This window comes from Amycolatopsis samaneae (genome assembly GCF_039541975.1).
In the GTDB taxonomy this organism is placed as follows: Bacteria; Actinomycetota; Actinomycetes; order Mycobacteriales; family Pseudonocardiaceae; genus Amycolatopsis; species Amycolatopsis samaneae.
This window is the reverse complement of sequence record NZ_BAABHG010000007.1, coordinates 315,647-333,787: the sequence shown is the minus strand read 5'-3', so window position 1 is coordinate 333,787 and position 18,141 is coordinate 315,647. Positions and strand designations below refer to the sequence as shown.

General features: G+C 71.7%; 20 protein-coding genes and 1 riboswitch. Of the genes, 12 read left to right on the top strand and 8 right to left on the bottom strand.

Translation table 11 applies throughout. The annotated features are described in order from the left end of the window. Positions 1-13: 13 nt before the first annotated feature. The 3 genes from pxpB to ABD987_RS20615 are packed head-to-tail and all read left to right on the top strand — an operon-like array spanning position 14 to position 1,925. On the top strand, positions 14-622 hold the full coding sequence (gene pxpB, locus ABD987_RS20625; protein ID WP_345395730.1) for a 5-oxoprolinase subunit PxpB: 609 nt from the start codon (positions 14-16) through the stop codon (positions 620-622). Further along, positions 622-1,479, top strand: a complete 858-nt coding sequence (locus tag ABD987_RS20620) for a 5-oxoprolinase subunit C family protein (RefSeq protein ID WP_345395727.1) — start codon at positions 622-624, stop codon at positions 1,477-1,479. Before pxpB ends, ABD987_RS20620 begins: the two co-directional genes overlap by 1 nt. A gap of 5 nt (positions 1,480-1,484) precedes the next feature. Further along, positions 1,485-1,925, top strand: a complete 441-nt coding sequence (locus ABD987_RS20615) for a hypothetical protein (RefSeq protein WP_345396217.1) — start codon at positions 1,485-1,487, stop codon at positions 1,923-1,925. 365 nt (positions 1,926-2,290) lie between these two features. On the opposite strand, the gene ABD987_RS20610 is transcribed toward ABD987_RS20615, so the two are convergent. Then, entirely contained in the window at positions 2,291-3,142 is an 852-nt protein-coding gene (locus ABD987_RS20610) for an aminodeoxychorismate lyase (RefSeq protein WP_345395724.1), read from the bottom strand. Positions 3,143-3,277: 135 nt separating this feature from the next. On the opposite strand from ABD987_RS20610, the gene ygfZ reads away from it, so the two are divergent. The 3 genes from ygfZ (at position 3,278) to ABD987_RS20595 (ending at position 5,967) form a co-directional block, all read left to right on the top strand. Continuing rightward, positions 3,278-4,408: a CAF17-like 4Fe-4S cluster assembly/insertion protein YgfZ gene (gene ygfZ / locus ABD987_RS20605; protein WP_345395721.1), complete on the top strand. Its 1,131-nt coding sequence runs from the start codon at positions 3,278-3,280 to the stop codon at positions 4,406-4,408. 66 nt (positions 4,409-4,474) lie between these two features. Further along, a complete protein-coding gene (locus ABD987_RS20600) occupies positions 4,475-5,041 on the top strand; it encodes an RsiG family protein (protein WP_345395718.1) in 567 nt (188 codons plus the stop codon). Then, positions 5,038-5,967 carry an asparaginase gene (locus ABD987_RS20595; RefSeq protein WP_345395715.1) on the top strand — a complete coding sequence of 310 codons (930 nt, stop codon included), beginning with the start codon at positions 5,038-5,040 and terminating at the stop codon, positions 5,965-5,967. Before ABD987_RS20600 ends, ABD987_RS20595 begins: the two co-directional genes overlap by 4 nt. Positions 5,968-5,969: 2 nt before the next feature. Here the strand turns inward: ABD987_RS20595 and ABD987_RS20590 are convergent, their stop codons facing one another. Next, positions 5,970-6,875: a DUF8083 family protein gene (locus ABD987_RS20590; RefSeq protein WP_345395712.1), complete on the bottom strand. Its 906-nt coding sequence runs from the start codon at positions 6,873-6,875 to the stop codon at positions 5,970-5,972. Positions 6,876-7,082: 207 nt separating this feature from the next. On the opposite strand from ABD987_RS20590, the gene ABD987_RS20585 reads away from it, so the two are divergent. From ABD987_RS20585 to ABD987_RS20575, 3 genes are all read left to right on the top strand, one after another. Beyond that, entirely contained in the window at positions 7,083-7,274 is a 192-nt protein-coding gene (locus ABD987_RS20585) for a DUF3073 domain-containing protein (RefSeq protein WP_345395709.1), read from the top strand. Between the two features lie 126 nt (positions 7,275-7,400). After that, positions 7,401-8,261, top strand: coding sequence for a 3-hydroxybutyryl-CoA dehydrogenase (locus ABD987_RS20580; RefSeq protein ID WP_345395706.1), 861 nt, complete (start codon positions 7,401-7,403; stop codon positions 8,259-8,261). Positions 8,262-8,334: 73 nt separating this feature from the next. Further along, a complete protein-coding gene (locus ABD987_RS20575; protein WP_345395703.1) occupies positions 8,335-9,195 on the top strand; it encodes an alpha/beta fold hydrolase in 861 nt (286 codons plus the stop codon). Here the strand turns inward: ABD987_RS20575 and ABD987_RS20570 are convergent. The 4 genes from ABD987_RS20570 to ABD987_RS20555 are packed head-to-tail and all read right to left on the bottom strand — an operon-like array spanning position 9,155 to position 13,401. Next, the gene (locus tag ABD987_RS20570; RefSeq protein WP_378214199.1) at positions 9,155-10,009 is read right to left on the bottom strand and encodes an ECF transporter S component; all 855 of its coding nucleotides are present in this window, start codon (positions 10,007-10,009) and stop codon (positions 9,155-9,157) included. The two genes, ABD987_RS20575 and ABD987_RS20570, sit on opposite strands and share 41 nt — an antisense overlap. 14 nt (positions 10,010-10,023) lie before the next feature. Next, positions 10,024-11,655, bottom strand: coding sequence for an ABC transporter ATP-binding protein (locus ABD987_RS20565; protein WP_345395697.1), 1,632 nt, complete (start codon positions 11,653-11,655; stop codon positions 10,024-10,026). After that, on the bottom strand, positions 11,652-12,752 hold the full coding sequence (locus tag ABD987_RS20560) for a CbiQ family ECF transporter T component (RefSeq protein WP_345395694.1): 1,101 nt from the start codon (positions 12,750-12,752) through the stop codon (positions 11,652-11,654). Before ABD987_RS20560 ends, ABD987_RS20565 begins: the two co-directional genes overlap by 4 nt. Further along, the gene (locus tag ABD987_RS20555) at positions 12,739-13,401 is read right to left on the bottom strand and encodes a hypothetical protein (RefSeq protein WP_345395691.1); all 663 of its coding nucleotides are present in this window, start codon (positions 13,399-13,401) and stop codon (positions 12,739-12,741) included. The genes ABD987_RS20560 and ABD987_RS20555 overlap by 14 nt, the downstream gene beginning before the upstream one ends. A gap of 87 nt (positions 13,402-13,488) precedes the next feature. Next, a riboswitch (cobalamin riboswitch) is annotated at positions 13,489-13,627 on the bottom strand. Positions 13,628-13,660: 33 nt separating this feature from the next. Here ABD987_RS20555 and ABD987_RS20550 point away from each other — a divergent pair. The 3 genes from ABD987_RS20550 to ABD987_RS20540 all read left to right on the top strand — a co-directional run bounded on the left by ABD987_RS20550 (position 13,661) and on the right by ABD987_RS20540 (position 16,500). Further along, a complete protein-coding gene (locus tag ABD987_RS20550) occupies positions 13,661-14,566 on the top strand; it encodes a Gfo/Idh/MocA family protein (RefSeq protein WP_345395689.1) in 906 nt (301 codons plus the stop codon). A 300-nt stretch (positions 14,567-14,866) separates the two neighbouring features. Further along, positions 14,867-15,559, top strand: a complete 693-nt coding sequence (locus ABD987_RS20545) for a VanZ family protein (RefSeq protein ID WP_345395686.1) — start codon at positions 14,867-14,869, stop codon at positions 15,557-15,559. 179 nt (positions 15,560-15,738) lie between these two features. After that, positions 15,739-16,500, top strand: coding sequence for a GNAT family N-acetyltransferase (locus tag ABD987_RS20540; protein WP_345395683.1), 762 nt, complete (start codon positions 15,739-15,741; stop codon positions 16,498-16,500). 72 nt (positions 16,501-16,572) lie between these two features. On the opposite strand, the gene arfB is transcribed toward ABD987_RS20540, so the two are convergent. After that, a complete protein-coding gene (gene arfB, locus ABD987_RS20535; protein ID WP_345395680.1) occupies positions 16,573-17,001 on the bottom strand; it encodes an alternative ribosome rescue aminoacyl-tRNA hydrolase ArfB in 429 nt (142 codons plus the stop codon). Between the two features lie 39 nt (positions 17,002-17,040). Beyond that, on the bottom strand, positions 17,041-18,111 hold the full coding sequence (gene purM, locus ABD987_RS20530; RefSeq protein WP_345395677.1) for a phosphoribosylformylglycinamidine cyclo-ligase: 1,071 nt from the start codon (positions 18,109-18,111) through the stop codon (positions 17,041-17,043). Positions 18,112-18,141: the final 30 nt, after the last annotated feature.

Here is an 18,141-nt window from a genome sequence, read left to right as displayed (position 1 = left end):
CCGGGCGGATCCCGTGCGCTGGCGGCGGTACGGCGAGCACGCCGCGCTGCTCGACTGCGATTCGCTCACCCAGATGAGTGCCGCGCACGCCACGATCGTGGCCGCGCGGCCGGACGGCGTCGCCGAACTGGTGCCCGGTGCCCGCAGCCTCCTGGTCGTGGCGCACCCCGGCTCCTCCGCGCTCGACGACGTCCGCGCACTGATTGGGAAAGCCGATCTCACCCGGCCGCCGTCGGGCACTCCCCGGGAGATCACGATCGAGGTCCACTACGACGGCGAGGACCTGGCACTGGTCGCGGAGACGGCGGGGCTGTCCGAACGGGAGGTGGTCGACCTGCACAGCGGCGCCTCCTACACCGTGGCGTTCACCGGTTTCGCGCCCGGTTTCGGGTACCTGACCGGGCTGCCGGAGCCGTTGCGCCAGCCACGGCTGGCCTCGCCGCGGACGCGGGTGCCGGCGGGCTCGGTCGCGATCGCGGGCGAGTTCACCAGCGTCTACCCGTCCTCGACGCCGGGTGGCTGGCGGCTGCTCGGCCACACCCGCACGACGTTGTTCGATCAGCACGCCGAGCCGCCCGCGCTGCTCGCGCCGGGGGACCGCGTCCGGTTCCGGAGCGGGTGATGCGGGCGCTCGAAGTGCTGGCGACGGGACCGCTCGCGCTGGTGCAGGACCTCGGCCGCCCCGGTTACGCGCATCTCGGCGTGCCGCCCTCCGGCGCGCTCGACGTCGCGGCGCTGCGGCTGGCGAACCGGCTCGTCGGCAACGCCGAGTCGTGCGCGGGGGTCGAGTCGGTGCTCGGCGGACTGTCCGTGCGCGCGACGGCGTCGTGCACCGTCGCGGTGACCGGCCCGCCGGTGCGGGTCCGGCTGGACCGGCGGGAGGTCGGCTCGCACGTGGCGGTGCACCTGCGGGCCGGGCAGACGCTCACGGTCGGGACCCCGTCGACGGGCCTGCGGTGCTACCTCGCGGCGTCCGGCGGGATCGCGGCCGAACCGTCGATGGGCAGCCGCTCGCGGGACGTGCTTTCCGGGATCGGGCCGGACCCGCTGGCGCCCGGCGCGCTGCTGCCGCTGGGTACGACGCGGGGCGTACCGGCCGGTGCCGACGTCGTCGTCCCCCGGCCGGCGCCCGCGGAACTGGTCGTGCCGGTGGTGCTGGGGCCGCGCGACGACTGGCTCGACGACGTCGCGCGCGGGCTGAGCACCTGGTGGACGGTGACCTCCGCGTCGAACCGGGTCGGGCTGCGGCTGGACGGGCCGCCGCTGCGTCGCGCCGAGGCGTTCGCGGAGACCGAACTGCCGAGCGAGGGGTTACTCACCGGCGCCATTCAGCTACCCCCGAACGGGCTACCGGTGGTGTTCCTGGCCGACCATCCGACCACCGGCGGTTACCCCGTGGCGGCCACGGTGAGACAGGGATCACTCGATGCACTCGGACAGGTACGGCCAGGAACCAAGCTGAGGTTTGATCCGTCCTGATGGACGTGGAACAGGTAACGGTCAGCGGTGGTGGGGGTTTCGTCGACGTGAACACCGGCAAGCAGCCGGACCTGCCGGCGGCACTGCGGATCGCGCTCGCCACCGGCCAGCTGCGTCGCCCGCTCGTGGACACTCTCGACGCGCTCATCGCCCAGCTCGTGGACGGCGACTACCGGATCCTCGGCCCGCTGCGGCTCCCGGACGGACGGCCGCTCACCGCGAGCGCGGGCTGGCCGCCTGCCGACGACGCGCGGGTCACCTACTACCGCACCGCGATCAGGGACGGCCATCTGCCGGTCGCCGTCGTGCTCGCCGACGAGGACCGCGAACTCATCCTCGACGGCCACCACAAGATCGCCGCCTACCGCGCCGAAGACGTCGCCCCGTGCCTCATCCGCATCAGCCCCGGCACGGCCGCGGCGACCGAAACCGAAACCGCCTGCTGACCCAGGCCCCCGCTCGGGCATCCCCCGCCCTCCCAGGGGGGCGACCCCAGTAACAACGCTACCGCCGAGGTATGACGAAACCCCGGAAAACGGGGGTGAGCGGCCGGAGTTGTCCACAACGGCCGATGCCTGTGGACAGGCACCGTCACGGGGAGAAACCCACAGGTGCAAGCGTTTGCGCCCACCGGTGACAGCACGCCGCGACCCCGCCGACACCGGAAGTCCGCGCAGGGCTCCTTGCCCGCCCTGAACGCCAGTACTCCTGGTCCGTGGGGGCCTCCTTGAGGGACCCTGGGTCCCTCAAGGAGGCCCCCACGGACCTACCCCGCAGATACGAAGCACATCCGAGCCGTGCCCAGCAACGATCAGGACGCGTATTCGGCCTCGTAGGCCGCGATCAGCTCGGCGTGCACCGCGCCGGAATCCGGCAGCGCCCGGCCGTCCAGCGTGTGCACCCTGGTCAGCATCCGCACCGACGAGGCCAGGAAGACACCCTCGCCCGCCAGCAGGTCCGAAACGCGCAGCGGCTCCACCTTCACCGACCAGCCCCTCTTCTCCGCGCCGCGGAACAACGCGAACTGGGTCGTGCCCGGCAGGATCCCGATGCTCGACGGCGGCGTGTAGAGCGTGCCCTCCTTCGCGAGGACGACCGTCGAGGTCGGGCCCTCGAACACAGAACCGTCGGCTGCGGTGAAGATCACATCGTCCGCGCCGCGCCGGTTGGCCTCCCGCAGCGCGGCCATGTTGACGGCGTACGACACCGACTTCGCGCCCAGCAGCAGCCACGGCGCGCGCTCGGCGAGTTCCGGCGTGAAACCGCGTTCGAGCGTGACCGCCGAGACGCCTTCGGCGCGTGCGCGCAGCACCTTCGGGTCGACCTCCATGCCGAGCGCGAAACCGGTCGGCCGCCCGGCGGGATCGCCGTCGGCACCACGGGTGTAGAGGAGTTTCAGCACGATTTCCCGGCCACCACGCCAGTTCTCGATCACCGCGAGCGCCGCGCGTTCCCAGGCGGCGAGATCGGGTTCGGGCAGGTCGAGCATCGCCGCGGACCGCGCCAGCCGGTCGAGGTGCGCGCGCAGTTCCCTCGGGACGCCGTCGACCACGAGGATGGTTTCGAACACACCGTCGCCGCGGAGCAGGCCGAGGTCGTCCACCCGGATGTGGGCGGCATCGGGATCGGCCAGGGTTCCGTCGAGAAAGGCAAGCACGCGCATGGCGACACCCTACTCGCGAAAATTCGCACAAGCCGGTTACGCCGAGGCAGGACGGGGTATTGAGCCGCGGATCCCGCACCCGGTACACGAATCGACCGCGACGTCACACCGAACCGAAAGACTAGGCTGGTATTCATGCCGTACCACTCACCGCTGCTCGATGCTCCCGGCTCGATCGCGCCGCCCGAGGGACACCCCGAAGCGGGAGTGCCGTGGCACTGGGGCGATCCGTTCGCCGAACAGCGGACCGCCTCGCGCGGCGCCGTGGTGATCGACCGTTCGCACCGCGAGCTGATCGCGGTGTCCGGCCGCGAGCGGCTTTCCTGGCTGCACCTGGTCATCTCCCAGCACGTCACCGAACTCGCCGAGGGCAGCGGGACCGAGGCACTGGTGCTGGACAGCCAGGGCCGCGTCGACACCCACATGGTGCTCGCGCACCTCGACGGAACCGTCTGGCTGGACAGCGATCCCGGCGCCGCGGCCACCAGCGCGCTGCCAACGGGCGGACGGCAGCCCCTGCGCGAATACCTCGGGGCGATGAAGTTCTGGTCCGAAGTGGACATTCGCGACGCGACCGGTGAGCTGGCGCTGCTCACCGTCCTCGGGCCGGAGGCGGCCAGGCTGCTGAGCGCGGTCGGCGCCGAGCCGGGGCCGGAGCCCTACGCGGTGACAGCGCTTCCCGGCGGCGGGTTCGCCCGCCGGATGCCGTGGCCCGGCCGGTCCAGTGTGGACCTCGCGGTGCCGCGCGCCGACCTCGCCGAGTGGTGGCGGAAGCTGACCGACGCGGGCGCGCGCGCGGCCGGTTCGTGGACGTTCGACGCCCTGCGGGTCGAGTCCCTGCGCCCCCGTCTCGGCGTCGACACCGACGAACGCACGATCCCGCACGAAGTGGGCTGGGTCGGTTCCGCCGCGCACGTCGCGAAGGGCTGCTACCGCGGCCAGGAAACCGTCGCGAAGGTGCACAACGTCGGCCGCCCGCCCCGGCACATGCTGCTCCTGCACCTGGACGGCTCCCCGGAGATCACCCCCGAGACCGGCGACGCGGTGCGGGCGGGCGAGCGGGTCGTCGGCCGGGTCGGCAGCGTCATCCAGCACCACGAACTGGGGCCCATCGCGCTCGCGCTGGTCAAGCGCTCGACCTCGCCCTCGACGGAACTGCTCGTCGGCGACGAGGACCGCGTGGTGCAGGCCTCGATCGACCCCGACTCCGTCCCGGCCGAGGGTGCCGCGCCCGGCCGGGCGGCCGCGCAGCGGCTCCGTGGGTGAAGACTGTGATGACACGTGTTCACTTCACCCCTGGCGTGGGCCCCGGATGTAGAGCAGGATGACCCCGTGATCGAAGTCCGGCCTGGTGGGCGGCGGCGCATCGACCGCGTGCTCGCCCCGGGATACCTCTCCGACCTCGGTGAACTGCCCCTGGCGGTCCTTCGCGAGCGCCGGAACGAAGCGGCGCAGGAAGAGACGGATCTTTCCTACCTGCGCCGGTTGCTGCATGCCCGCATCGACATCGTGCGCGCCGAGCAGCAGCGCCGCAGTTCCGGCGGCGCCAGCAGCATCGTCGACCAGCTGGCCAGCATCCTGTCGGACAACGCGCTCGGGCCCGCCACCGGTTCGGGCAGGCACCAGCTGCTCGAACCGTCGAGAGCGGGCGAACACCGCAGACACGCCGAGGCGCTGATCGGCGACACCGACCTGACCGACGTCGGCTCCCTCACCGGCGATCGGCTGGCCGAAGCACTGAAGACCTACGCCGAAGAGGAGGCGTCGGTCTCGAAGTACCGGCGTCAGGTCCAGGGCGTGATGGACACGTTCAACGCCGAGATCGCGCGGCGTTACCAACACGGCGCGGCCACGGTCGACGAACTGCTCGACACCGAGCGCGGAGGCCGCGAGCAATGACGAACCCGGTCCTGGTCGAGGTTGTCCGGTCCGGGGTCGTGGAGAGCGTCCACCGTGGCGCGCTCGTCGTGACCGCGCCGGACGGCGAGGTGCTGCTGGAGCGGGGTGACACCACCTCGCCCCTGTTCCCGCGTTCCTCGAACAAGCCGCTGCAGGCGCTCGGCATGCTGCGTGCCGGGCTGGCGTTCGACCACGAACCGGTCGAAAACCTCGCGCTGACCTGCGCTTCCCACTCCGGCGAGCCCGAACACGTCAAGCGCGTGCTGGCGATGCTGGAGGCCGCGGGCCTGACCGAACACGACCTCGCGTGCCCGGCCGACTACCCGCTGCACGAGCCGAGCAAGCTCACGGCGCCCGGGCCGAGGAAGGCCGCGATGAACTGTTCCGGCAAGCACGCCGGGATGCTCACCACCTGTGTCCGCGCGGGCTGGCCGACCGAGGGTTACGAAGAACCGGACCATCCGCTGCAGCGGGTCATCCGGGACACCGTCGAGGAGTTCACCGGCGAGCCGGTCGCCGCCACCGGGGTCGACGGTTGCGGCGCGCCGCTGTTCGCCTTCGGCCTGCGTGGTCTGGCCGGCGCGTTCGGCAGGCTCGTGCGGGACGAGGAGGCACGCCCGGTCGCGGACGCGATGCGCGCGCACCCCTGGCTGGTCGCCGGGACCGGCCGCGAGGACACCACGCTGATGTCCGCTGTGGACGGTCTGCTCGCGAAGGGCGGCGCCGAAGGTGTCCAGGCGTACACCCTGGGCGATGGCACCGCGGTGGCGTTCAAGTTCGACGACGGCGGCAAGCGCGGTGCCGGGCCGCTGGCCGCCGCCGTGCTGCGCCGCCTCGGGGTGACCGCCGAGGGCCTCGACGCGCTGCACGGCACGGTGCTCGGCGGCGGGCGTCCCGTCGGCGAACTGCGCGTCGCCGGTCTCTGACTTCAGTTCGCGCGTTCGTGGGCGGACAGGTCGCCCCAGAAGTCCCGCAGCTCGGAGAACAGTTCCGCGAGCTCCTCGACGTTGCCGGAGCGGAGCGCGTCGAGGATGTCGTGCACCTCGTCGGCGGTCGTGTCGGACTCCAGGATCGAGTCGCCGAACAGCTGCACCAGCCCGCCGTAGTCGAGCTCGACCACCGAACCGGGGTGGAAGTTGTCCAGCCAGCGGCGCGTCTCGAACAGCACCCGGCCCGGCCCCGAATCGCCGAACGTCGCCGCCAGCAGCTCGCCCGCCTCGCGGGCCCGCTCGCGCGCGTCCCCGATCGCCGTCCGCCAGGACAGCTCCCTCGCCGGATCGTCCCGGCCCGAGCCCAGCACGAGCTTGCGCTCGTCCGGGTCGATGAGGACGAACCACGGCAGCGGCACGCTCCACGTCGTCGAGAGCGTGTGCGCGGCGTTCGTGGTCAGATCGGCCATCGCCGCCTTCGCCCGGGAGCGGACGCCGTCGGCGCTGAACTCCGCGGCCTCCAGGACCGTGTTCTTCAGCGCGGGGTGGGCGTCGCCGAGGAAGGAGACCAGCGCCGCCGCCGACCGCGCCCGCAGTTCCAGCGGGCAGACCAGCGGCGCGGGCCCGACCTCGCCCCCGCGACCCGGCGGGGACTCGTCGGGATCCAGCACCAGAACGTCGGTGTGCACACTCGCCGCCGGACGGCCGTCCGGGAGTTCGCCCGGCAGCAGTCCCCTGACCACGCCAAGCTGTGACTTGAGCCACATCAACTGCTCGCGACCGCCCGCGTCGACACGGCGCAGCTTCGCCGCGGCCACCGCCGCGCGCAGACGCGGATCCGGCGGATCGCCCAGCGCGAGCAGCGGCTCATACACCCGGAGGTAGGCCACGAAGGGTCGGAGCACCCGTGCATCGTGACACGCCGACCAGGGACTATCGCCACCGACCGGCCGGTAACCAGCGTCCGGCGGACACTGAGGCCACAAGCACACCGTGCCACGTCGCATCGAACCCCCGGGACACGGTACGGTGTCAGCAGGAAAGAATTGTCGAGACGATGCGGGGCCGCCGATTCCCCCGGCCGCCCCGCCCCTGTGCGAGGGGGTCGAGCCATGGGGCGCGGCCGGGCTAAGGCCAAGCAGACGAAGGTGGCGCGAGAGCTCAAGTACAGCTCCCACGAAACCGACTTCGATGCTTTGCAGCGCGAGCTGTCGAATAGTCCTCATCACGACACCGGGCGTGATGAGGACGACAAGCGCTACGAAGACCCATATGACGACTACGACGAGTACCGTCGTCGTTGAGCACTCGTGACACACGAGGGTGGTTCCGGGCCTGGCTCGGCAACCACCCTCGTGCGTCGTGTGCTGCCCAGATTTCGCCGTGACGTCCGCGTTCGCGACCGTCGCGGCAGGACAAAGGAGTGACGGGTGACCGACGTGGCGCGGGTAGGAGTGGTCGGTGCCGGGCTGATGGGCTCGGGGATCGCCGAAGTACACGCGAAGGCGGGACTGGACGTCCTCGTCACCGAGGTGAACCAGCCGGCGCTCGACGCGGGCCGGGCCCGGATCGAGAAGTCACTCCAGCGCGGTGTCAAGAACGGCAAGCTGTCCGCCGAGGACGCCGACGCGGCGCTCGGCAGGCTGCGGTTCACCACCGAGATCGGCGAGTTCGCCGACCGTGACCTCGTCATCGAGGCCATCCTCGAACAGGAACAGGCCAAGGTCGAGGTGTTCCGGCAGCTGGACAAGATCGTCGAGCGGCCGGACGCGCTGTTCGCGTCCAACACCTCCTCCATCCCGATCATGAAGCTCGGGATGGCCACCGAGCGGCCGCAGCAGGTCGTCGGCATCCACTTCTTCAACCCGGTGCCGGTGCTGCCGCTGGTCGAGCTCGTCCCGTCGCTGCTCACCAGCGACGAGACCGCGGCCCGCGCCGAGGAGCACTCGACGACGGCGCTGGGCAAGACGGTGATCCGCTCGCAGGACCGGGCCGGGTTCATCGTCAACTCGCTGCTCGTGCCATACCTGCTCTCGGCGATCCGGATGATCGAGTCGGGCTTCGCCTCCGCCGAGGACATCGATCGCGGCATGGAGCTGGGCACCGCGCACCCGATGGGCCCGCTGCGACTGTCCGACCTGATCGGGCTGGACACCATCAAGGCGATCGCGGACTCGATGTACGCGGAGTTCAAGGAGCCGCTGTACTCCTCGCCGCCACTGCTGCTGCGCATGGTGGACGCGGGCCTGCTCGGCAAGAAGACCGGGCGCGGGTTCTACTCCTACTCGTGACGCAACTTTCGTAGTCCGCGGCGGGTACTTTCTCGGCTGGTTCGCGTACCGGTACCGCCGATTGACTGGTGCCATGCCTACCGAGCCCGTCACCACGTTCGTCTTCGCCGCCGGCGCGAACGGGGTGTCCACGATCCCGAACGACCTCGTCCTGCGCGGCCACCGCTGCGTCGGCGTCGATCTGCCCGGCCAGCGGAGTACCGACGGCCAGTTCCGGCTGTCCTATCAGGCCCCGCAGGACCTCGCCGCGTTCGCGACCGAACGGTCACCGCTGGCCGGGGTCACGGTCGCCGAACAGATCGAGGCCACCGTCGAGGTCGTGCGCCGCGCGGCCGCGCACGGTCCGGTCGTGCTGGTCGGCGCGAGCATCGGCGGCGCCGCGATCAGCCTCGTCGCCAACCGGGTGCCCGAACTGATCGATCTGCTCGTCTACGACACCGCGCTCTGCTGCGTGGACCTGGCGACGCCGAACGACTGCATGGCGACTCCCGAGGCCGCCACCAGCCACACCGAAACGCTGCTCGGCTTCATCGCGGCGGACCCGGCGGTGACCGGCGCGCTCCGGTTCAACTGGCGGACCAACAGGCCCGAGCTGCTCGAAGCGGCCAAGACGGCGTTCCTCACCGACGGGACCGACGCGGAACTCTTCGGCTTCCTCAACGCGATGGCACCCGACGAGCTGCTCGCCAAGAGCACGACGGACTCGCGGGGCGACCTCGCGACCTGGGGCCGGATCCCCCGGGTCTATGTGCGGCACCTGCGCGACAACATCATCCCGCTCGCGCTGCAGGACCGGATGATCCGCGAGGCCGACGCCGCGACCCCGGACAACCGCTTCACCGTGTTCGACCTCGACGCCGGGCACGTGCCGAACGCGGCGAAGATGGCCGAACTCATCGGCCTGCTGGACCGCTGCGTGCCGGTGCGAAACTGACCGGTGCGTCGAAGGCGGCGCGCCGGGCGGCCCGGCGCAGCACGGTCAGTACCGCGGGCCCGACCAGGATGATCGCGGCCAGGTTCGTCACCGCGCGGCCGGTGTCCCAGCCCAGCGTCGAGGACAGCACCGTGTACACGGCGAACCGGTGCAGGTTCTCCAGCACCGGCGCGCCCGGCACGAACTCCAGGCCCGCGGTGGCCCCGGTCAGGTTGGACCCGAGCAGGAACGGCCAGTGCCACAGGTTCATCAGGAAGCCGAAGAAGTAGGCCGCGAACACGCCGTACACACCGAGCATCGCGATCTCGGTCCGGCCTCGCGGCCGTTTCGGCAGCAGTCCGGCGCCGAGACCGATCAGCGAAGAGGACAGCATCTGGAACGGCAACCACGGCCCGACCCCGGCGGTGAGCAGCGCCGAGGTGAACAGCGACGTCGAGCCCAGCACGAACCCGAAACCCGGCCCGAACACCCGCCCGGCGAGCACGAGCAGGAAGAACACCAGCTCGATACCGCCGGTACCCGCGCTGAGCGGGCGCAGTCCGGCGTTGATCGCGGACAGCACCCCGAGCATCGCGAGCGCCTTCGCGTCGATGCCGCCGCTGGACAGTTCGGCCAGCACGACCAGGATCAGCACCGGCAGGGTGGCCATGAAGACGAACGGCGCGTCCAGCCCGTGTGCCTGCGCCCCCGGCTGCGGCTGGGCGAACAACGGCCAGCCGAACATCGCCAGCCCGAGCACCGCCGCCACCGCGAGCACGAGCGCGGTGCGCGGACTGATCCGCACCGCCCTGCTCTGCGCGAGGAAGTCCGCCACCGTCCCGTCCTTCGTCAACGCAGTGCCTTCGCGACCTCGGCGACGGTGAGCCACGCCTGCGGCGCGAGGACCTTCGCGACCTGCGGGGCGAACGCGGGAGAGGCGACGACGACGTCCTTCGTGGGCCCGTCCGCGACGATCTCGCCCTCGGCCATGACGATCACGCGGTGCGCGACCGTGGCCACGAACTCGACGTCGTGCGTGGCCACCACGATCGCCCTGCCCCGCGCGGCCAGCTCGGCGAGCACCGCGGCGAACTGCCGTTTCGCCTGGTAGTCGAGGCCCCTGGTCGGCTCGTCGAGCAGCAGCACCGGCGGCGTCGCGGTGAGCTGGACGGCGAGCACGAGCGAAAGCCGCTGCCCTTCGGACAGGTCACCGGGGTGCAGGGCACCGTCGATACCGGGCGTGAGCCGGTCGAGCAGGCCGCGCGCGGTGCCGGGTGCCGCGCCGGACTCGTGGTCGGCCTGCGCGCATTCGGCGTCGACCGAATCGAGGTACAACAGGTCGCCGGGGGTCTGCGGGACGAGCCCGACCAGTGCCCGCGCCTGGCGTGGTTTGAGTGCGTGCGGGTCCGCGCCGCCGACGTCGACCCTGCCGCCCGACCGCGGACCGCTGCCCTGCACCGCCCACAGCAGCGACGACTTACCCGAGCCGTTGCGCCCCATCAACGCGAGGATTTCTCCCTGCGCGAGCCGCAGGTCGACCCCGCGCACCGCCGCCACGTCCCCGTACCGGACCTGGACGGAGCTCGCCTCGAGCGCGGGGCCCGAGCGCCCCAATGTGGCATTGGGTGCGTCCAACGCACCGAACGCCACATTGGGGCGCATCACCACCTCGGAAAGCCGGTCGCGCAACGGTCCGGCGCGACGGCGGGCGTCGCGGACCGACAGCGGCAGCGGCGACCAGCCCGCGAGCCTGCCCAGTTCGACGATCGGCGGCGCGACGTCGGCCGTCGCCAGGATCTCCGCGGGCGTCCCGGACCGCACCGAACCGTCGCCGGGCAGGTGGAGCAGGCGGTCGGCGTACTGCGCGACGCGTTCGAGCCGGTGCTCGGCGACGACGACCGTGGTTCCGAGGTCGTGCACGAGCCGGGTGATCGCGGCCAGCACGTCCTCGGCGGCGGTCGGGTCGAGCGCGGACGTCGGCTCGTCGAGCACGAGCACCTTCGGGTGCGCGGTCAGCACCGCGCCGATCGCGACCCGCTGCTGCTGCCCGCCCGACAGTGTCCGAAGTGGACGGTTACGCAGCTCGGCGATGCCCAGCAGGTCCAGGGTCTCCTCGACGCGCTTGCGCATGACCTCCGGCGGGACGGCCAGCTGCTCCATGCCGTACGCCAGCTCCTCCTCGACGGTGTCGGTGACGAATCCCGCCAGTGGGTCCTGACCGACCACGCCGACGACGTCGGCGAATTCGCGCGGCGGATGCTTCGCCGTGTCCTTGCCCGCGACGCGCACGCGTCCGGAGAGCAGCCCGCCGGTGAAGTGCGGGACGAGCCCGTTGATCGCCCCGAGGAACGTCGACTTCCCCGCGCCGGTGCGCCCGGCGACGAGGCACAGCTCGCCCTCCTCGACCAAAAGGTCCACAGTGGACAGTGTCGGCCTCGTCGCGTCCGGATAGGTGACACTCACCTGCGAGAACTCGATCACCGCGACACCTCCATGACCGGGACCGGACGCGGCGCCAGCCACGCGGGGACCACGCCGACCAGCAGCGAAAGCGCGTGCCATGGCGAAAGTTCGGGCCAGCGCAAGGGATTCAGCGACGGATAGAGATCCGTGGCGTCGACGTGCCCGGTCAGGAACAGCAACGCGCACGCGCCCACCCCGGACAGCGCGACCAGCGTCTCCTCCAGCCGCCACCGATCCGGCCGGTACCGCGTCCGCCGCACCCGGCGGCCGCCGAGGACGAATCCGACGGCGGCGGCGACGAGCCCGGCCACCAGCATCGGCAGCCCCAGCCACGTCGACGTCCCGTCGAGCACGCCGTAGACGCCGACACACACGCCCACCAGTCCGCCCAGCACACAGACGCCGATCAACGTCCGCACTCGCGGGCTCAGGTAGCCGCGCCGCCCGTAGCCACGGGAGTCCATCGCGGCGGCGAGCCGCAGCGATCGGTTCATCGCGTCCTCCAGCACGGGGATCACGACGCCCTTCAACGCCTTCATCCCGCGCTGCCGCCCGGCACGGAGCCGTCGCGCCCGCCGGACACGCTGGACGCTCTCGACGAGCTGCGGCGCGACCGACAGTGCGACCGTGACCGCCGTGCCGACCTCGTACAACGCCCCGGGGACCGCCTTGAGCATGCGTTTGGGGTTCGCCAGCGCGTTCGCCGCGCCAATACAGATGATCATGGTCGCCAGCCGGAGCCCGTCGTAGAACCCACCGAGCAGCTCCTCCGCCGACGTCGGCCCGAGCAGCGTGATCCCGGCCGCGATCGAGGGCAGCGGGATGCTCGGCAGGGTGAACAGGACGTGCCCGCCGTCCTCGCCGCCGATCAGGATCCGGAAGAAGATCCGCGAGGCTAGGACCAGGGCACCGACGTAGGCGTAGAGCCGGAAGGCCACGGCCCACGGCGCGTCGCTGCGCCGGTTCGCGACCACGAGTCCCGCCACCGCGATGATCAGCCCGAGCAGCAGCGGGTTGGTCGTGTGGCTCGCCGCGACGGCCAGCGACAACGCCCACACCCACCACGCGCCGGGATGCAGCGTCCGCGGCGCGCGGCCGAGGTTACTGAACGCCACGCCGGCGCCGCCGGGCCACGAACACGGCGGCGCCACCGACCACCACGAGCGCGGCCACGCCGAGCACGACGCCCCACGGGAAGCCCGCGTCCGCCGACGCACCGGTGGCCTGCGACGTCGCGGGCGGCTGCGCGGCGCGCACCGGCGCGACCCGCGGCGGCGGGTTGGCACCGAAGGACTTCCCGTGCGAGAACGCCCATCCCTCGAAGCCGCCCGGCGCCGGCTTGTGGGTGGTCGCGCCCTCCTGGCTCGACACCCAGGCCCCGTTCGCGCCGTTCCAGTAGCCCCAGAAGTCCGTGGCCGAGGGCATCGCGGCGCAGGATTCGGCGTCCGGGCCCGGTTTGCCGTCGATCCGGCAGGCCACCGCGAGCCCGTAACGCTGCGAGCCGGTCACGGCGAAGCCCGCGTTCTGCAGCGCGGTCATGCCGGTGGCCTGCTCGCCGGGCGCGCACCGGACGACCGGGTCCCCACCGAGGTCCCCGAAGTCCACGATCACCGTCACCCCGGCACCGTCTTGGCAGTAGCCCGGGACGCCCTTGCCCTGCTCGGCGGTCGCGGGCGTGCTCGCACCGGCTCCGCCGAGCAGCACGAGCGCGACGACGGCGAGCAGCCTCGCCAGGACCGCGGCGGACTGACGTGTGCGGGACATCGGGCACCTTTCCCGGTCCGTCGCAGGCGCCCCCGACCAGCGCACGACGGCGTCAGCCCCAGGACTCCCGGATGGACCTCGACAACTTCGGGAGCACCAGGCACGGGCGATCCGGCTCACGGTCACGGGCCGCTCACGGCTGCGGGTCAGCGCCGGACTTTCACCGGCTTCTCCCGGGCGAGGTGGTCTAACCCGCTGACGTTAACCCACGGGAGGCGGACTCCGGAAGCGACGCGAGCCACACCTACACTCACCGATCGTGGGACAGGGACAGCTTCGCGTCGGCCTCGTCGGTACCGGTCCGTGGGCACGGACGGTGCACGCGCCGAGCCTCGCCGATCATCCGGGGACGACGCTGAGCGCGGTCTGGTCCCGCCGCCCCGAGGCCGCCCGCGAACTCGCCGAGACACACTGCGCCACCGCCGCGGGCAGCGTCGAGGAGCTGTTCGCCCAGGTCGACGCCGTCGCGTTCGCGGTGCCGCCCGCCGTGCAGGCCGAGCTGGGCGTCCGCGCGGCCGAAGCGGGCAAGCACCTGATCCTGGAGAAGCCGCTGGCCGGCGATCTCGCCGGGGCCCGGCGCCTCGCGGACGCCGTCGACGCGGCCGGGGTCGCCGCCCTCATGGTGCTGATCCTGCGGTACGCGGAGCAGACCAGGGACTGGCTGGCCGGGATCGCCGAGGCGGGTGGCTGGCGCGGCGGCGGGGCCCGCTGGCTCTCCGGCGCGCTGCTGGGCGGCCAGTACGCGGGTTCGAGCTGGCGGACGGATTCGGGCGCGCTCTACGACGTCGGCCCGCACGCGTTCGACCTGCTCGACGCCGCGCTCGGCCCGATCACCGAGGTGCTGGCCGCGCACCGTGGCCCGGACGACCTCTGGCAGCTGCTCTTCGCGCACGAAGGCGGCGCGACCAGCACGGCGACGTTGTCCCTGCGGCTGCCGATTCAGCCGACCGTGGTCGAGGTCGCGATCTACGGCGAGCACGGCTACCGCACGCTGGGCCGGAAGGCGGGCGCGGCGCGCGAGTCCTACACCGCGTTGCTGGACGACTTCGCCGCGATGATCGCCAGTGGCACCACCGCGCATCCCTGCGACGCACGGCGCGGCCTGCACCTGCAGACCGTCATCGAACGCGCGCGGGAACTCGCCGCCGACGGTCACCACCGGTAACCGCGCGTTCCAGCCGCCGGGCGCGGCGTTCCACCCCATGGGAAAGCCGAAGTAGTACACAGCCGGACGACGTGGATTTTCGTTGTGACGTAAAGCTTTTCCGCGCCTGCCCAAAATTCATCCACAGGGTTGTCCACAGCATCCACTGTGGACGGTTCCCGCTCCGACCCAAGCACGGTTGCCTGCGGCCCGCCAGCCGAAGATCACCGAATAGTGCGCGCCCTTGGACATGCCAAGCGGATCTTGCGATGCGAGAGTGATCTTGCGGCGAGCCGATCTTGAAGCCCGGAAAGGGGACGGATGGCCGAGTTGCTGCACGTCTTCGGGGACATGATCCCGGTGTCGATCCTGGCTCTCTGCTACGCGTTCTTCGCCTGGCCGATGCTCGCTTCGCACCGGCAGCGCACCGCCCCGCACCGCCACGCCAGCGCCACCGCCGCGCTGGACGTCACCCTCTGCGTACTCGGCGTGCTGGTGCTGCGCCTGGCCACGATGCAGGTCGGCGACTCGCACGAAAGCATCCTCGACCTGGTGCCCGGCGCCGACCTCGCCGGCACCTTCACCAGCGGCAGCGCGTTCTGGCAGACCACCGGCAACCTGCTGCTGCTCGGCCCGCTCGGCGCCCTGCTCCCGCTGCGGGTCCCGGCGCTGCGCTCGCTCCTGCGGGTGCTGTGCGCGGCCATGGCCACCTCGACGGCGATCGAGGGCGCCCAGTACCTGATCCAGGTCGGCCGGGTGACCTCGACCGACGACGTCATCCTCAACACCGTCGGCGCGACACTGGGCGCGGCGCTGACCCGGCGGGCCTGGCGCGTGCTCGACCGGCTCGGCGCGCCGGAACCCGTCCGGATCCCGGTCCAGCGCCGCCGGACGATCTGCCCGGCACCGCCCCGCACGCTGCGCGTGCCCCGCTCGGTGTGGGACCGGCGCTATCCGGCCTGCCCGAACGAGGCGAGAACGGCCGAGGAGAACACCGCCAGACGTCCGGGCTGAGCAGGGTTAATCGTTTGCGTCGCGTGGGAGACTTCTCCCGTCAGCTTCACTTCGAGCATGAGGACAGCCAATGCCTACCGCCGCCGTCGGCGTCGGTCGCAGCTAGGCCCGACGCCTCACCCCAGCGTCCTTCGCGCCTTCATGGCGCCTCTTCGTCCTGCTCGAAAGGTCTTTCCGAAGTGTCTTTTCTCAGTTTTGTCCAGTCCTACATCCGCACCATGGCCGCACGCGGCCGGGAAACCGAGCGGATCGGACCGTTCCTGGCCACCTACAGCACGCACACCGGCCACCCGATGCTCAACTACGCCGTGCCGGACGACGGCGCGGTGCCGACCACGGCCGAGGTCGACGCGCTGACCGCGGCGTACCGCCGTCGCGAGCTGACACCCCGGCTGGAGTTCCTGACCGAGGTCGTCCCGGCCACCGAGGTGGTGCTGCGCGAACGCGGCTATGCCCTCGAACGCCGGATCCCGCTGATGACCTGCGCGCCGGAGGACGCCGTCGCGTGGCCGTGTCCCGAGGACCTCACGCTGCTCGCCCCCGGGTCCGACGTCGAGTTCCTCGCGATGATCAACGCCCAGCGCGAGGCGTACGACCAGCACGACCCCGCGGGCGACGAAGACATCGCGTCGCTGCGGGACCTCGTCGGTCGCGGCGGCCTCGCGGTGCTCGCCGTGCACACCGCCACCGGCGACCCGGTGGGCGGCGGCGTCGGCACCGAACTGCTCGACGCGACCACCGAGATCGCCGGGATCGGCGTGCGCGAACGGTACCGGCGGCGCGGGGTGGCCGCGGCGATCACCTCGTGGCTCACCGCCGAGGCTCACCAGCGGGGCGGGAAGACGGTGTTCCTGACTCCGGCGGGCGAGCCGGAGGAACGCATCTACGCCCGGATCGGCTACCGCCGCGCCGCCGAGTGCGTCCACCTCTCGCTGTCCTGACCCCTCAGGTCCGTGGGGGCCTCCTTGAGGGACCTGGAGTCCCTCAAGGAGGCCCCCACGGACCACCGCGGCTCAGTCGTCGAAGCGGCCGCCGCGGCCGCGTTTGACCTGGGCGCGACGCTTCTTCGCGGCCAGCCGGCGTTCCTTCGAGCCACGGGACGGCTTCGTCGCCCGCCGCCGTGGCGGAGGCGGCGCGGTGGCCTCCAGCAGCAACGCCGCCAGCCGGGCCCGCGCGGCTTCGCGGTTCATCAGCTGTGAGCGGTGTTCACGCGCGACGATCGTGATGACCCCGTCGACGAGCCGCGAGCGCAGCCGGGCGACGACCCGCTCCCGCAGGTCGTCGGGGATCGAGGGCGAACGGACGACGTCGAAGGACAGCTCGACCCGCGAGTCGGTGGTGTTGACGCCCTGGCCTCCCGGGCCCGACGCCCGGGAGAACCGCTCGCCCAGTTCGGCGTCCGGGATCACGAACCGGGCGCCGACCACCACATCATCAGTCACCACTCCAGTGTGACAGCCCGGTGCGAACCGATTTCCGGTTCAGAAGCGAGGGTGCTCGCCGGCGAGCACCGCGCGTGGCCCGTCCGGGTCCTCGGCGGGCTGGACGTCGCCGAGCACCCAGGCCGGGACGTGCCGCGCGGTCAGCATCGCGAGCGCCCGGTCGACGTCCTCGGCGTCGACGATCGCGACCATGCCGATGCCCATGTTGAACGTCTTCTCCAGCTCGACGCGTTCGACCTTGCCGCGCTGTCCGATCAGCGCGAACACCGGCGCCGGGGTCCAGCTCCCACGATCGAGCCGCGCGACGAGTCCGCGTGGCATGACCCTGGCGAGATTCGCCTCCAGGCCGCCACCGGTGACGTGCGCGAACGTGCGCACCTCGGTCTCGGCCGCCAGCGCGAGGCAGTCCTTGGCGTAGATCTTCGTCGGCTCCAGCAGTTCCTCGCCAAGCGTGCGGCCGAACTCCTCGACGTGCCCGTCCAGCGGCATCCGCGCGATGTCCAGCAGCACGTGCCTGGACAGCGAGTATCCGTTGGAGTGCAGCCCGGACGAGCCGAACGCGAGCACCACGTCACCCGGCCGCACCCGCTCCGGCCCAAGCACGGCCGAGGCCTCGACGACCCCGATGCCGGTGCCCGAGATGTCGTAGTCGTGCTCGGCCATCAGCCCGGGGTGCTCGGCGGTCTCCCCGCCGAGCAGCGCGCAGCCGGCCTGCACACACCCCTCGGCGATACCGCCGACGAGTGCCGCGACCTTCTCCGGGACGACCTTGCCGACCGCGATGTAGTCCTGCATGAACAGCGGCTCGGCGCCGGTGACGACGAGGTCGTCGACGACCATGGCGACCAGGTCGATGCCGATCGTGTCGTGCTTGTCCAGCGCCTGCGCGACCGCGATCTTGGTGCCGACGCCGTCGGTGGAGGAGGCGAGCACCGGCTCCTTCCACTTGTCCAGCTTCAGCGAGAACAGACCGGCGAAACCGCCGACACCGCCACGCACCTCCGGCCTGCTCGCGCGCTCGGCGTGCGGCTTGAGCAGCTCGACGGCTTTGTCACCGGCGTCGATGCTGACCCCGGCAGCGGCGTACGTGGCGCTCGTGGACTCGCTCACGACTGGTGAACTCCAAATCTGGGAAACAGG

Coding starts and splice junctions, on each gene's coding strand:
- ygfZ (WP_345395721.1), top strand. CDS start 3,278: ATGCCGTACCACTCACCGCTGCTCGATGCTCCCGGCTCGATCGCGCCG.
- ABD987_RS20545 (WP_345395686.1), top strand. CDS start 14,867: ATGGCCGAGTTGCTGCACGTCTTCGGGGACATGATCCCGGTGTCGATC.
- ABD987_RS20555 (WP_345395691.1), bottom strand. CDS start 13,401: ATGTCCCGCACACGTCAGTCCGCCGCGGTCCTGGCGAGGCTGCTCGCC.
- ABD987_RS20585 (WP_345395709.1), top strand. CDS start 7,083: ATGGGGCGCGGCCGGGCTAAGGCCAAGCAGACGAAGGTGGCGCGAGAG.
- ABD987_RS20575 (WP_345395703.1), top strand. CDS start 8,335: ATGCCTACCGAGCCCGTCACCACGTTCGTCTTCGCCGCCGGCGCGAAC.
- ABD987_RS20620 (WP_345395727.1), top strand. CDS start 622: ATGCGGGCGCTCGAAGTGCTGGCGACGGGACCGCTCGCGCTGGTGCAG.
- ABD987_RS20595 (WP_345395715.1), top strand. CDS start 5,038: ATGACGAACCCGGTCCTGGTCGAGGTTGTCCGGTCCGGGGTCGTGGAG.
- ABD987_RS20610 (WP_345395724.1), bottom strand. CDS start 3,142: ATGCGCGTGCTTGCCTTTCTCGACGGAACCCTGGCCGATCCCGATGCC.